Below are 14,121 nucleotides of genomic sequence, written 5' to 3' on the forward strand. Positions count from 1 at the left end.
TCGCTTCGCTTCGGGCACCCTGATGTCACTACGGGCGATACCGCTTTCCTTAGGGTTAGGCGCGCTATGCCCTTCCTCCGCTCCTGCAGGGGCACCCGTCCTCGCTTCGCTTCGGGCACCCTGATGTCGCTTCCGGAAGGGATAGCTACGCATGGGTAGCGATGCCTCGTACACGCTTAGATAGCCGTGAGGCGCACCCCGTACTCGCCCGCCAGCTCCGCGTACGCCTGTACAAAGCGCTGCGCTCGCGCACCCGAAGCACAGAAAACACCCACACGCTGATCGCGCACCGACTCAAACAGGCTCAGCAGCTCCGCGGGCACGTCGGTTGCCGGCAACAACGACCCCTCCGCGTCACTCAGCTGCGACAACGGCACATGCATCGCACCCTCATGCTTCATCGACTCCTCACGCTCGTGCCCCTCACGCACATCCAGCAGAACCTGCGGAACCTCATGCGCCGACAAATCCACCGGCACCACACGCGCCGGATCCGGCACCGCCCCAAACGACGTACACGTGCCCGACAAGGCATCATACGTCAGCAGAGTACCCGCCGCCGTCGGCAGACCACTCACGAACTTGAGCACCTCCGTCGCCATCAGCGAACCAACCACAGCCGTCGTCGCGCCCAACACTCCGGCAAGCGCACACGACTCCACCGTCTGCGGAATCGTCGGAAAAATATCACGCAAATGCGCGCCATCCGGCTCAAAAAGACTCACCGACCCGCCAAAACGCAAAACCGTGCCCCACACCAGCGGCAAACCCGCAACCTGCGCAGCATCCGCAATCAGATACTTCGACGCAAACGTATCCGTACAATCCACCACACAATCCGGTGCCGACGCGGCGAAAAGATCCAAAATCCAGGACGCATCCACATGCCGAATTGTTGTCTCAACCGTCAACGACGGGCACAGCTCCAAGGCACGGCGCGCCGCAACCTCCGCCTTCGGCTCACCCACATCAGACACACCAAAAAGCGGCTGACGCTGAATATTCGTCAGCTCCACCGAATCAGAATCCACAATATGCAGATACCCCACACCAGCCGCCGCCAATGCCTGCACCACCGGACAACCCAAACCACCAGCACCAATCACCAACACGCGGGCAGCCGCCACCGCATCCTGATTAAAGCCAGGCAGGCGACGCTGACGGTCCGTGCGCTCGCGATCCAGGCGCGCATGCTCAGGATTCACCGGGGTAGGGGAAAGGTTTACATCCACGAGACAAAACCCTCCGACGGCGACGACGCCTTCGCGTGCTCACGCACCGGAATACGGCCAGCCTCACGCGCCAACGCGCCCGCCTGCACCGCAAACTTCATCGCCTGAGCCATCGCCACCGGATCCTCAGCACGATTCACCGCCGACGCCAACAACACCGCATCACAACCCAGCTCCATCGCCAGCGCCGCGTCGGAGGCGGTACCCACGCCGGCATCCAGAACCACCGGAACCTGCGCGCGAGAAGCAATCAGCTCAATATTGTGCGGGTTCAAAATGCCCAGGCCGGTACCAATCGGCGCGCCCAACGGCATAACCGCCGCAACGCCCGCATCCTCCAGGCGAGCGGCAGCCACCGGGTCGTCAGAGGTGTACGCGAGCACCGTGAAATCCTCAGCGACCAGCTGCTCGCAAGCGTTCAACAGCTCCACGGTGTCCGGCAGCAGGGTATCTTCGTCATGGATAATCTCGACCTTCACCCAGGAAGTGCCCAGCGCCTCGCGGGCGAGCATCGCGGTCATCACCGCATCAGCTGCGGTGCGGCACCCTGCGGTATTGGGCAGCGGCGCAATATTGAGCTTCTGCAGAAGCGGAAAAATGGGGGTGCCTGCGGCGTGACGGCGCATAGCAACGGTCGTCATTTCGGTGCCGGAGGCGATGAGCGCCTGTTCGAGCAGGTCCATGCTGGTTGCGCCTCCGGAACCCATGATGAGGCGGGATGTGAAGGTGCGGTCGCCGATGGTGAGCGGTGTGAGGCTCATGGTGTTCTCCTCTGTGGGAACGTCTAGATAACGGGGTTTGCTGGTTGGTGTGGGGCTCTACGGTGCGCCCGGTTTAGGGAACAAAAACCGAGAATATCTGTTCTTTTTGCCGGTGGGTGTGAGCCGGCGGGAATCTCCCCGGTACAGGCTGGAAGATTAGCCGCCCTGAACGGCGGTGAGGGCATCCACCCTATCGCCCTCGTTCAGCGGCACATCCAGCCACGTGGAACGCGGCACGATACTGCGGTTGAGCGCCACAGCCACGCCATTTTCGGTACCGAACTGGTCCATGACAAGGTCAAATACGGTGGGGGCGTTGGTGGTTAGCGGCTCGCCGTTGTAGGTGATGATCATGCGAAATCCTTTCGTGAGGGTGCCGGGTGCATCCGGCGGGGACTGTGTTTAGTGGGTGAATCGTGCAGGGTCGCACGCCTGCATGATGGGCGGAATCTCAGCCCCGCAGGCGACCTTCGCGCCGACCTTGCCGGCGAGCGCGGCAAGCAGAATGCCGTGGCGGAAGTAGCCCGTGGACACGAGCTGACGGGTGCCGTCAGTACGGGTGCGGTGCCCAAAGATGGGCAGGTCGTCCGGGGTGCCGGGGCGGGCGCCGACGTTTGCCTCCAGAAGCTCGCACTCTTCAATGGCAGGCACCAGGCGGATCGCGTCACGTAGCAGCTGGTGTACGCCGTCAATGGCGGGCAGCGTGCGGTGGTCTTCGCGGCTGGTTGCGCCGATGCACAGTTCCCCGTCCGGGCGGGGGATGAGGTAGACGGGGCGGGAGTTCACATAGCCGCGCACCACATGCTTGAGGATGGGCCGCGGGGCGCACAGACGCAGAATGTCCCCGTAGACGGGGCGTAGTGGGTAGTCCCCGTGCAGTGTTGCCCCTAGTCCAGTGCAGATAATGTCGCCTGCATCCGGGTCGGTGACCCGTTCGGTGCTGAAGGTGACGCCGCGGCGGGTGAGGGCGTCTTTGAGGGCGCGCCTCATGAGCCGCGGGTGCAGCTGATGGTCGCTGGGGATGCTCACGGCGCCGGCGATACGCGGCGCCAGGAGTGGTTCGAGGGTGCGCGCCTGCGTGGGGGTGACGGGGTCTGCGGGGCGGTTCATGTCCCGGTAGTAGGCGCGGGTGCGTTGCAGGTGCTCGGCGTCGGCACGGTCGGCTGCGATGATGAGCGTGCCGGTGGTGTCGTAGCCGGTGGGCAGGTCGGTGGCGCGGCTGAGCCTCTCCATAAGGGAGGGGTAGGCGTCGGCGCTGGCAGTCATGAGAGGGAAGAGCGCGTCCTGCTGGAATTGCACTTCTGCGATGGGCGCGAGCATACCGCCGGCGTAGTGGCTGGCAGCGGGATAGAGTGCCGTGCCGTCGTCGGCGGTGCCGTAGTCGCTGGTTTCGGCGTCGATGAGGTGCACGTTCTCGCCGCGTTCGGTGAGCTCAAACGCGGTGGTGAGGCCAATGATTCCGCCGCCAATGATGGTGATGGTCATGGCTATGCCTGCAGCGCGGGGTTGTCGACGAAGGCGCGGACCATGGCGATTCCGGCAACTCCGGTGGTGCGGATGGCGGGGCAGTCTTCGGGGGTGATGTCGCCGATAGCTACGGTGGGCACGGCAGACAGTTCGGCAAGTTCGCGGAGCCCATCAAGGCCGAGGGGCGGGCGGTTGGACTGCTTGGTGGGGCTGGGGCGGAACGGCCCGGTGCCAATGTAGTCGATCAGGTGTGCGATCTTGTTGGACTCTTCGACGAGCTGCCGGGTGCCGGTGGTCAGGCCGATGATCGCGTCGGCGCCGAGGAGGGCTCGGGCGTCGGCTACGGGCAGGTCGTCTTGACCGATGTGCACGCCGTCAACGCGCACGCCGCGGGCGCGCAGCGCGAGGGCGACGTCTACACGGTCGTCGATGAGGAGGGTCTGGTGCGGCTGGATGATGCCGGCGATAGCTTCGGTGAGCTGGTAGAGCTCGCGCGCGCTGATGGGTTTGGACCTGACTTGGATGCAGGTGGCGTGTTTGGCTGCCCGGACGGTTTCGAGGGGGTTGTCGCCTGTGACGAGGTAGAGGTTCAGGTCGAGGGGGCGTGCGGGGGTGGTGTAGGGGTGCGTTTCGCGGGTCATTCGGGTCTACGATTCGTCGTCGAGTAGATGTTTTTTTTTGAGAAATTCTCTCATCGAATTTCTGTGGTTAGGTTAGCACAACTGTGTGGTGAGTTGAACATCCTTCAAGCGTTTTGAGGTGCCTTGCGGGGTGCGTTCCTCGCTCGTGTAGGGGAGCCTGTCGGGTTCGATGGCTCGCTTTTGATGTGTGCGCTTGGCTCGCTATACACTTTCTTCGCTCCTACAGGGGCACCCGCCCTCGCTTCAGCTCGGGCACCCTGATGTCGCTTCAGGAAGGTATAGCTGTGCTGCGCGCTCGCATGGGGCTACAGCATGCTCTTTCTCGATGAGCCCTCGGGAAGGCGCCCTGACCTCCCATACGGAGTCACCGCAATGCCCTGAACCCAACATTCATTCCCGGCGAGCTGTCTGCGGTACCTAACCCCAGTATTCCCCCTCCCCGCCTCCGCGCATACTCTTCCCAAGCCGAGGGCCCGCGGCTCTCACCCTTGCCGCGCAGCCACGTTCCCTACCTCGTACACAGGGAAGGGGAGAGAGTTAGTAGGGGAGAGGTCGGTATGTTCCGTCGCGACATCAGGGTGTCCGACGCGAAGCGAGGACGGGTTCCCTGCAGGAGCAAGGAACATACCGCCTCGACCTGCTCAACCTAACTCAAAATAAAAAGCCTCCTACCGCAGGGCAGAAGGCTTGTGGAGCGGCTGACGGGAATCGAACCCGCGTATCAGGCTTGGGAAGCGTGCGCTCTACCATTGAGCTACAGCCGCATCTTTTTCAGTGTATCGCGCTTGCTTGTCGGGGGTGAAATGTGTTGCGTCTGTTTGTGTGCGGGGTGGCGGGGTTGAAATGTGATGTAGGCCTGTGTGCTGGGGCTGGTGGATGCCTGCACGTGGGTGGTGTTTGCCAGGTATCCTTTAAGCGTGCTTATTTCAGATCGCGATATTCGTCAAGAGATTGCTGATGGGCGCATCGTTCTTGATCCGTTCGATGAGTCGATGATTCAGCCTGCAAGTGTGGACGTGAGGATTGATCGTTTCTTCCGTCTGTTTGATAACCATAAGTACCCGCATATTGATCCTGCTCAGCCGCAGGAGGATTTGACGCGTCTGGTGGAGGTGGCTCCTGATGAGCCGTTTATTCTGCATCCGGGCGAGTTTGTGTTGGGTTCTACGTATGAGAAGGTGACTCTGCCTGATGATGTGGCTGCCCGTTTGGAGGGTAAGTCGTCGTTGGGTCGTTTGGGTCTTCTGACTCACTCTACGGCTGGTTTTATTGATCCTGGTTTTTCGGGGCATGTGACGCTTGAGTTGTCGAATATGGCGACTTTGCCGATTATGTTGTGGCCGGGTTCTAAGGTTGGTCAGTTGTGTTTCTTCCGGTTGAGTAGCCCGACTGAGCATCCGTATGGTTCTGGTGCGTATGGTAACCGTTACCAGGGTCAGCGTGGCCCGACTGCTTCGCGTAGTTATTTGAATTTTCATCAGACGATGATTCCTGCGGATGGTTCTGTGGAGTCTTAGTCTTTCCCGCTTTGGGGTGCGGGCGTGCAGGCTGTGTGTTTGTGCGCCCGCGTTGGGCGGTTTTTTCGCCTGTTGTGCTCGTGCGTTCACTCGCGTGCGGGTTTTTATCTCTCACTCTCTAAGGATTTTTTGATGAATCTGAAGCCTGTTGTTCTGCGTGTTGCTGGTGCGGAAGTTTCTTTGTATCTGATTGATATGTCGGACTCTTTTGTGGAGCGTTTTAAGAAGGCGTGGGAGCCTCTTGCTCCGGAGTTTTTTGATACTCCTGATGAGGCGTATGCTTCGTTGTCTCGTTTTGATCAGGTGATGCTGGTTCATGCGCCGACTGATGAGTCGGTGATGGATTTGGCGAATCCGTTGATGGGTTCGTTTGATAAGGTTTCGACGCTGCGTGTGGCTGATGATGATTCGGGTATGCAGGATCTGACGAGCCGTATTACGTTGGCGATGATTGAGCAGCTGGTTGGTCGCGGTGTGATGCTGCATGCGGCTGTTATTGGTGACCCTGAGTCGAAGCGCGCTGTTGCGCTGGTGGGTGTTTCTGGTAGCGGTAAGACGACTGCGTCGCGTTTCTTGGGTTCGAAGTTTGCGTACCTGACTGATGAGACTGCGATTATTTCGGATGAGGGTGTTGTGTCGCCGTATCCGAAGCCGTTGTCTGTGATTGTTGACCCGAATGCGCCGAAGGATCAGCAGAACCCGGTGGATTTGGGTCTGAACGTGGTTGATCGTGATGACCTCAGCTATAAGCTGTCGCGTATTGTGTTCATTTCTCGTGATGAGTCGGCTTCTGAGCCGTATTTTGAGCGTGTTCCGCTGCATGAGGCTCTGGTGTTCTTGAGTGAGCAGAGCTCGGGTCTGGCGCGTCACCCTGAGGGTGTTGTGTCGCTGGCTAAGCTGGTGGAGCGTTGCGGTGGCGTGTGGCGCCTGGTGTACTCGGAGGTTGAGGATACTTTGCCGCTGGTTCAGGATCTGCTGAATGGTGGTGAGCTACCGAATGCTGATGAGGTTGAGAAGCTAGAGAAGTACACGGTTAAGGATCACCTGCCGGGTGTGTTCTTGAACGGTACGATTGCGGTGTCTCGTATGCCGGGTACTTCGGGTGTGCGTGTGGGCGAGGACGGCCCGTTCTTGCTGCTGTGTGACACTGAGCTGAATGAGCTGTCTGATTTTGCGGCTGAGTGCTGGCTGCAGGCTGAGGGCGACATTTCGTATGATGACCTGTTTGCGCGTTTGGCTGAGATCTTTGAGGGTCTGCCTGCGGAGGCGTATGACGAGAACTTGAGCGCTCTGGCGGCTGGTTCGATGCTGTGGGTTCGTGCGATTGATGATGCGACCTGGGCTCAGATGACTAGCGATGAGGTTCTGGATGAGGAGGAGCAGCAGATTGCGCTGGATTCCTCTGAGGATGAGGGCGACGTGGTGGAGGACTAGCCACCGGGTCTCTCTGACGTGGCTTACTGACACGGCTCTCTGGCGCGGCTTACTGAGCTCTGTTTGGTAGGCGCTGCTCGATAGGCACTGCTTAAGCACAAGGGAGGGGCGGGTAGAAGAATGATCTTCTACCCGCCCCTCCCTTTGCGTCTGCGGGGATGCGTTTGTGGGGTGCGGGGTGTTTAGCCCTGCACGGCCTTACTGCGTGACCTTACTATGCGACCTTAACGGGCAGCCTTGTCACGGCGCTTCTGCTCGCGGCGAGCCGCACGCATACGCAGCGGACCGGGCGCCTTCACCGGCAACAGCAGGAGCAGACCCGCCACCACAACGATCAGAATACCGAGCACACCCCAAATCTGCGCGCCCATGATGCTCACGCACAGACCGAACAGCATCGGCGCCAGGAAGCTGGTCGCACGACCGGTGGTCGAGTACAGGCCGAACAGCTCACCCTCAGTACCGGGATCAGCCAGGCGAGCCAGGAAGGTGCGGGACGCCGACTGTGCCGGGCCCACGAACAGGCACAGCAGCAGGGCGCATACCCAGAACACGCCAGGCTGAGGGAAGAACAGCAGCGGGGTAGCCGCCAAGATAATGCCGACCAGCGAGATAACAATAATCGCCTTTGGGCCCAGGTAGTCATCCAGGTAGCCGCCCAGGATCGCGCCAGCCGCGGCGACAGCGCTACCGGCAATACCGAACAGAATCACCTCGGAGGTGCTGAAACCGAACGTGCCCGCCGCGAGAATACCGCCGAACGTAAAAATACCGGACAGACCATCACGGAACACTGCCGAAGCGATCAGGAACCACAGGGTCTGCGGGGAGGTCATCTTCAGGCGACGAATCGTGCGCCACAGCGCCTTGTAGGAGGCGAGCAGACCGCCCTGACGAGCCGGGGAGAAACGCTCCAGGCCCAGCTCCAGGAAACGCAGCTCGCGGGTGGGTAGCACCTCCGGCAGGAAGCGCTCGCGGGTGCGCATACGAACCAGCAGCGGCACGCAGAAGAAGAGGCACCAGGCGGCGGCGAACAGTGCGACCGCACGGATATTCAGGGCGTTCTCGGTGGTCAGGCCGAGCACCTCGGGGGTAAGCACAAAACCCCACAGCACCACAGCCAGCGCCAGGATGCCGCCAATGTACCCGGCAGCCCATCCGGCGCCCGAAATCTTACCGATATTCTCCGGGTGGGAGATACGCGGCAGCACGGCGTTATAGTTCACGTACGCGAACTCGCTGAACACGCTCGCCGCAGAAATCAGGGCGACACCCAGCCACAAGTACTGCGGGGTGGGGCCCACGAAGAAGCACGCCGCCATCGAACCGACCAGCAGTATGGTGTTCACACCGAGCCAGAAGATACCGCGGCCGGACTTATCGTTACGCTGACCGGTGACCGGCGCCAGAATCGCAATGAGGAAACCGGCGATGGTCAGACCCAAAGACAGCGCCGAAGAGGTCTCTTCGGGGGAGCCGAAGTAGCTGCTGGTCAGGTACACGGTGAAGATGAAGGTCGTCATAATCGAGTCGAAGCTCGACGAACCAACATCCCACATGACCCAGGACGCGACCGAACGGCGGCTGTTCGCGTGGTCAACGACCCTACGCTGAGCCTTCGCCTTACGGCGGGGAGAAGAAATAGTCATAGTTGTGCTTTCAGGTGCCGAGGTGGCGCTTCAGCGTAGCGGCGGCATGAAACCGGCTGAAGTAGAGCGGGCGTGCTGAAGAAGGAACACCAGGCGGTACGTACCGAGCGAAGATACGTACCGCCTAGTTCATGAACTTTCACGCGGAAAGCGCAAAGTCTTAGTTGAAGAAACGACGCTGCAGGCGAGCAACACCGAAGCTCACCACAGCACCCACGACGGAGGTCAGAACGGTCCAGAGGATGACCTGACGCAGGGTATCTTCAGACTCGTGGGAAATGGCGGGAGGCTGGTTACCGGTAGCCTTGGTCCAGGCTGCGCCCAGGCCCTTACCAACCAGGGCTACAGCGCCCATGTTGATACCCGCAATAGCAAGCTTAGCGACGGGGTTCATATGTATCTCCTTAGCTGTATACGATGCGGCGTCCTGCCCGTGAACCCCTTCGGGGTTGGGGTGAGAAAAGAGCGCCACTCCCTAGCGTATAGGGTTTAAGGCGTTCGTGCCGCCTTGGGGCCTCTCCGTCCCAAAATTGTACACCGTGCAATTCTGTAATGTGGGCAGAAGAAGGGAACAAAAAGCGGCAAATTGGCGCGAACAGCCAGACACGCCTACAATCGAACCTGGGCTTCCACCCGCACCACAACGGTACGGACAAGGAACCCCAAACGACAGGGGAGCGCCACCGAGGCGCTGAGAGTGCTAAGCAGACCCTCGAACCTGATCCGGTTAGTACCGGCGTAGGGAGTCGAATTTCTTCTCAATGCCCTCGTCCAATCAGAGGGCGAGGACATTCCCCTTCCAACGACGGAAGGACCACCAATGTCACAGAACGCAACCCCCGCCTCCCAGGCATCCACCCAGGCAGAAGCGAAGAAGCCGAACCTGCGCTGGCGAGTCAACGAAATCGTCATCGCCGCAGTTATCGCAGTAGCCTGCGCCGTCATCTTCTGGATTTGGGACATCGCAGTTTCCCCCGCCACCAAAACCGCACTCGTAGCAGCACCCGAATTCCGCCCCATCATCGGCGGCGCATGGCTGCTCGGCGGCACCCTCGGCGGCCTGCTCATCCGCAAGCCCGGTGCGGCACTCTTCTGCGAAATCGTCGCAGCATTCATCTCCGTACTCTTCACCGGCGGCGCATGGAGTGGCGAAATCCTACTCGCAGGCCTCATCCAGGGCATCGGCGCTGAAGTTGCCTTCGCGATCTTCGGCTACCGCCGCTGGAACGCAACCGTCGCCATCTTCGCCGGTGCGCTCAGCGGCCTGTTCATGGGCGGTAACGAAATCTTCATCTACTACCCCGACATGGAACCGGTCAAGGCAATCATCTACGTAGCATGCTCCGTCATCTCCGGTGCAGTCATCGCAGGCTTCCTCGCATGGATTCTCGTGCAGAACCTCGCCAAGACCGGTGTGCTCTCCTCGCTGGCATCCGGCAAGACCCGCCGCTAACCACCAGCAACTAGTCACCACTCGGCACACTACAGCAGCCACACAAAAGGCTAAGGAACTATCATGGAAGCAACACCGCGCGGGGCGCGCATCGAGCTCAACAACTTCAGCTGGCACCACCCCGGACGCCCAGAACCCGTCATCAGCGGACTCAACCTCACCATCAACCCCGGTGAAAAAGTCCTGCTACTGGGCACCTCCGGCGCCGGCAAATCAACGCTCCTGCACGCCATCGCCGGTGTGCTCCACGATGACGACGGCGAATCCGCCAGCGGCACCATCACCATCAACGGGCAAGCACCCGCCGAAGCACGCGGCACCGCAGGCATGATGCAGCAGGACCCCGAATCCTCCATCGTCATGGCAACCGTCGGCAACGACGTAGCGTTCGGCCCCGAAAACCTGCGCGTACCCCGCGAAGAAATCTGGGGCCGCGTCACCGAAGCCCTCACCGCCGTAGGGCTCAACCCCCTGCCCCTCGACCACCCCAGCAGCGCGCTGTCTGGCGGACAGAAGCAGCGCCTCGGCCTGGCGGGCATCCTCTCGATGCACCCCGGCGCCATGATCCTCGACGAACCCACCGCCAACCTTGACCCCTCCGGCGTGCGGGAAGTACGCGACAGCATCCTTACCGCCGCGCAAGCCACCGGCGCGACCCTGCTCGTCGTAGAACACCGCGTGAGCATCTGGGCGCCGCACATGGACCGCATTATCGTGCTCGGCGAAGGCGGCACCATCACCCACGACGGCGCACCCGACACCGTACTCACCGAAGCCCGCCAAGAACTCATCGACGCGGGCGTGTGGGTACCCAACTACGTGCCGCGTGCGCCGCAGAACGACTGCAATAGCGAGCACGGCGAAGCGCTACTGCGCGCCGAAAACCTCAGCATCACCCGCGCACAACCCACCCCCAAACAACGACGCGCACGCCGACACACCATCAAACGCCTCGGCGACACCCCCGCACCCGCACCCACCGATTTGCCTGTCCTGCGCAGCGGCATCAACCTCACCCTGCACGCGGGTGAACACCTCAGCGTACTCGGCCCCAACGGCGCCGGCAAATCAACTCTAGCCCTCACCCTCGCAGGGCTCCTCACCGCACCCAACGGCACCCTCACCGCCACCGACGCGCTCCGTAATTACGACGGTAACCACGGCGGCAACCACGCCCACTGGGACATCCCCACCTGGACCCCCGCCCAAATGCTCAGCCGCATCGGCTACGTCTTCCAAGAACCCGAATACCAATTCATCCGCGGAACCGTACGCGAAGAACTCGAACTCGGCCCCCGCCGACTCGCTGCACTCAACCGCGTTCCCCTCAACGAAGACAACCTCGCAGCCCGCACCAACGAACTCGCAACCCACCTACGCCTCACCCACCTACTCGACGCGAACCCCTTTACCCTCTCCGGCGGTGAAAAACGCAGACTCTCGGTCGCCTCTGCACTCGCCACCGCACCCAAAATCCTCATCCTCGACGAACCCACCTTCGGCCAAGACGCACGAACCTGGGCAGAACTCGTCGACCTCATCCGCGAACTACTCGCAGGCGGCACCGCCATCATCTCCATCACCCACGACGAAGACTACACCGCCGCACTCGGCGGCAACCACATCACCCTCGAAGCCACCGCAACCCCCGGAAAGGAGAACGCATGAACACCGACTTCTTCGGCACCATCGACCGAACCAGCTACTTCAGCAACCTCAACGCCGGCGTAAAACTCATCGTCTCCTTCACCCTCATCATCGCCGCCCTCATCGTGCGCGACCCCCTCACCTCCGGAATCCTCTTCGCCCTCGAACTGCTCGGATTCATCCTCGTCGGATTCCGACCCGTCAACGTCCTCGCCCGCTTCTGGCCCATCCTCATCGCCGTCATCACCACCGGCTGGTCCGTCGCCATGCTCAGCGCCAAAACCGGCACCACCATCCTCGACCTCGGCTTCAACAGCATCACCACCGACTCCGCCGCCGTCGGCGCAGCCATGATGATCCGCTCCCTTGCCATGGTCCTACCCACCCTCGCGTTCGTGCTCACCACAGACCCGACCGACCTGGGCGACTCCCTCGCACAAACCTTCAAACTGCCCTCACGGTTCGTGCTCGCAACCGTCGCCGCCCTACGCTTGGTCGGTATTCTCTTCGCCGAATGGAACGCCCTCGGCCAGGCACGACGCGCCCGCGGACTAGGTGCAGGCCAATCCCTTATTGGGCGTGCACAAACCTTCGGCGGGCAAAGCTTCGCCCTGCTCGTGCAGGCTATCCGCCGCGGCTCCCGCCTGGCCATCACCATGGAGGCGCGCGGCTTCGGTGCGGGCGAACGCACCTGGGCTCGTGTGCCTAGCTATTCGCCGCGTGACGTGCATGTGAGCATTGCTGCCGCCGTCATTATCGGGGTTGCGTACGGTGCATCTATTGCGGCGGGTACGATCCAGTTCCTCTGGGGCTAGTTTGCTCTGCTCTGGACGTGGTTAGGGAGGCGCCCGCACCCTTCCTTCGCTCCTACAGGGGCACCCGCCCTCGCAGAGCTCGGGCACCCTGATGTCGCTTCAGGAAGGTACGGCACCTCCTGTCCTTGACCATAGACAGCACAAAGGGACGGCATTCGCCCTCGTTCCTACAGGAAGGCGGGGTGCCGCATGTTTCCTCCGCGCCTACGCAGGGGCACCCGTCACCCGGACGCTCCGCCCCTCCTTGCTTCGCTGCGGAGAGCGTCCGGGCTGACACCCTGAGGGCGCTTCCGGAAAATGCGGCTACACCCGCTACTACTGAACAGGAAGGTACACGCGCCTCCTGCCTACGGTTCGGCTGCGAACGTACAATAAGACTATGTCTAGTACCGTAATTCTTCTGAACGAGCAGAACCCGCAGGGCATCTTCGTTGACCCGTCCGTGCCCCTCATCAGCGTTGATGATCAGGGTTTCACCCGCGGCGACGGCGTCTTCGAGACCATGCTGTCCGTCAACCGCCGTGTGCGTAAGCTCGGCATGCACCTGTCCCGCCTCGAGTCGTCGGCGCGCATGCTGGATCTGCCCGACCCGGAACCCGAGATTCTGCGTTCGGCGGTGGAGCGCCTCATGCGTGAGGCGACCGCCGGTGCCGAGACTGCGCTGGGTGAAGAGCACATCGTGAAGATCATTATTTCGCGCGGCCCCACCCAGTCCGTGACCTCCATGCAGCCGGGCCCGTACACGCTGATTATGGCGTTGCCGGTGCCCGCCTCCATCGTGAAGCGTCGCACCGAGGGCGTGAAGGCGATGCTGCTGCCGCGCGGCCACGAGCCGATGGATAATAGCGCCTACCCGTGGCTGCTGGCGGGCGCGAAGACCCTCTCCTACGCGGTGAACATGGCGGTTCTGCGGTACGTGCAGGAGCGCGGCGCGGACGACGCTATCTTCATCACCGATGAGCGTCGCGTGCTGGAGGGTGCTACTTCTTCAGTGCTGGTTGCCAAGATTGAGGACGGCAAGAAGGTGCTGTACACGCCCGAGCCGAGCCACGGCATCCTTCCCGGTACCACGCAGGGCGCGGTGTTCGAGGCGGCACGCCAGGCCGGTTGGGAGCTGGGCTTCGGGCCGCTCTACCCGCAGGATTTGTTCGAGTCGGACGGCGTGTGGCTGGCCTCGTCGGTGCGTCTGATTGCGCCGGTGACTCACCTGAACGGCACGGCGCTGGCGCATGACCCGGAGCTGACCGCGACGCTGTTGAACTACCTGGCGCAGCAGAGCTAAACGCATCAGAAAAGGGACTGCCGCATATTTCCTCCGCGCCTACGCAGGGGCACCCGTCACCCGGACGCTCCGCCCCTCCTTGCTTCGCTGCGGAGAGCGTCCGGGCTGACACCCTGAGGGCGCATCCGGAAAACGCGGCAGCCCCTACGCTTCATGTACGAGCACAGCAAAGCCCCGGACGCGCAACCCTTTGAACTGCGCCCCGAAACTTGGACGCATTTAA

Annotated in this window: 13 protein-coding genes, 1 tRNA gene and 1 riboswitch; of the genes, 6 read left to right on the forward strand and 8 right to left on the reverse strand. The window is 61.7% G+C overall.

The window, feature by feature from the left end; genetic code table 11:
* Window positions 1-176: 176 nt before the first annotated feature.
* The 6 genes from HMPREF2927_RS00370 to HMPREF2927_RS00395 form a co-directional block, all read right to left on the reverse strand.
* On the reverse strand, window positions 177-1,232 hold the full coding sequence (locus HMPREF2927_RS00370) for a ThiF family adenylyltransferase (protein ID WP_070684624.1): 1,056 nt from the start codon (window positions 1,230-1,232) through the stop codon (window positions 177-179).
* On the reverse strand, window positions 1,223-1,993 hold the full coding sequence (locus HMPREF2927_RS00375) for a thiazole synthase (protein WP_005509016.1): 771 nt from the start codon (window positions 1,991-1,993) through the stop codon (window positions 1,223-1,225). The genes HMPREF2927_RS00370 and HMPREF2927_RS00375 overlap by 10 nt, the downstream gene beginning before the upstream one ends.
* 156 nt (window positions 1,994-2,149) lie before the next feature.
* Complete coding sequence (gene thiS / locus HMPREF2927_RS00380) at window positions 2,150-2,347, reverse strand: sulfur carrier protein ThiS (protein ID WP_049350535.1); 198 nt, start codon at window positions 2,345-2,347, stop codon at window positions 2,150-2,152.
* A gap of 48 nt (window positions 2,348-2,395) precedes the next feature.
* Complete coding sequence (gene thiO / locus HMPREF2927_RS00385; RefSeq protein ID WP_070684626.1) at window positions 2,396-3,478, reverse strand: glycine oxidase ThiO; 1,083 nt, start codon at window positions 3,476-3,478, stop codon at window positions 2,396-2,398.
* Between the two features lie 2 nt (window positions 3,479-3,480).
* A complete protein-coding gene (locus HMPREF2927_RS00390) occupies window positions 3,481-4,101 on the reverse strand; it encodes a thiamine phosphate synthase (protein WP_070684628.1) in 621 nt (206 codons plus the stop codon).
* 690 nt (window positions 4,102-4,791) lie between these two features.
* Window positions 4,792-4,865, reverse strand: a tRNA-Gly gene (locus HMPREF2927_RS00395).
* 153 nt (window positions 4,866-5,018) lie between these two features.
* On the opposite strand from HMPREF2927_RS00395, the gene dcd reads away from it, so the two are divergent.
* A complete protein-coding gene (gene dcd, locus HMPREF2927_RS00400) occupies window positions 5,019-5,618 on the forward strand; it encodes a dCTP deaminase (protein ID WP_005509013.1) in 600 nt (199 codons plus the stop codon).
* Between the two features lie 132 nt (window positions 5,619-5,750).
* Entirely contained in the window at window positions 5,751-7,052 is a 1,302-nt protein-coding gene (locus HMPREF2927_RS00405) for a septin family protein (protein ID WP_070684630.1), read from the forward strand.
* Between the two features lie 224 nt (window positions 7,053-7,276).
* Here the strand turns inward: HMPREF2927_RS00405 and HMPREF2927_RS00410 are convergent, their stop codons facing one another.
* Window positions 7,277-8,701, reverse strand: a complete 1,425-nt coding sequence (locus tag HMPREF2927_RS00410) for an MFS transporter (protein ID WP_070684632.1) — start codon at window positions 8,699-8,701, stop codon at window positions 7,277-7,279.
* Window positions 8,702-8,861: 160 nt separating this feature from the next.
* Complete coding sequence (locus tag HMPREF2927_RS00415; RefSeq protein ID WP_070684634.1) at window positions 8,862-9,095, reverse strand: DUF4235 domain-containing protein; 234 nt, start codon at window positions 9,093-9,095, stop codon at window positions 8,862-8,864.
* A 267-nt stretch (window positions 9,096-9,362) separates the two neighbouring features.
* Window positions 9,363-9,463, forward strand: a riboswitch (TPP riboswitch).
* A 58-nt stretch (window positions 9,464-9,521) separates the two neighbouring features.
* Here HMPREF2927_RS00415 and HMPREF2927_RS00420 point away from each other — a divergent pair.
* The 4 genes from HMPREF2927_RS00420 (at window position 9,522) to HMPREF2927_RS00435 (ending at window position 13,898) form a co-directional block, all read left to right on the forward strand.
* Window positions 9,522-10,154 carry an ECF transporter S component gene (locus HMPREF2927_RS00420; protein WP_070684636.1) on the forward strand — a complete coding sequence of 211 codons (633 nt, stop codon included), beginning with the start codon at window positions 9,522-9,524 and terminating at the stop codon, window positions 10,152-10,154.
* Between the two features lie 63 nt (window positions 10,155-10,217).
* Window positions 10,218-11,822, forward strand: a complete 1,605-nt coding sequence (locus tag HMPREF2927_RS00425) for an ABC transporter ATP-binding protein (RefSeq protein WP_070684638.1) — start codon at window positions 10,218-10,220, stop codon at window positions 11,820-11,822.
* Entirely contained in the window at window positions 11,819-12,616 is a 798-nt protein-coding gene (locus HMPREF2927_RS00430; protein ID WP_070684639.1) for an energy-coupling factor transporter transmembrane component T family protein, read from the forward strand. Before HMPREF2927_RS00425 ends, HMPREF2927_RS00430 begins: the two co-directional genes overlap by 4 nt.
* Before the next feature lie 379 nt (window positions 12,617-12,995).
* Window positions 12,996-13,898, forward strand: a complete 903-nt coding sequence (locus HMPREF2927_RS00435; protein ID WP_070684642.1) for an aminotransferase class IV — start codon at window positions 12,996-12,998, stop codon at window positions 13,896-13,898.
* Window positions 13,899-14,121 lie beyond the last annotated feature (223 nt).

Source organism: Rothia sp. HMSC061E04, assembly GCF_001813685.1.
In the GTDB taxonomy this organism is placed as follows: domain Bacteria; phylum Actinomycetota; class Actinomycetes; order Actinomycetales; family Micrococcaceae; genus Rothia; species Rothia mucilaginosa.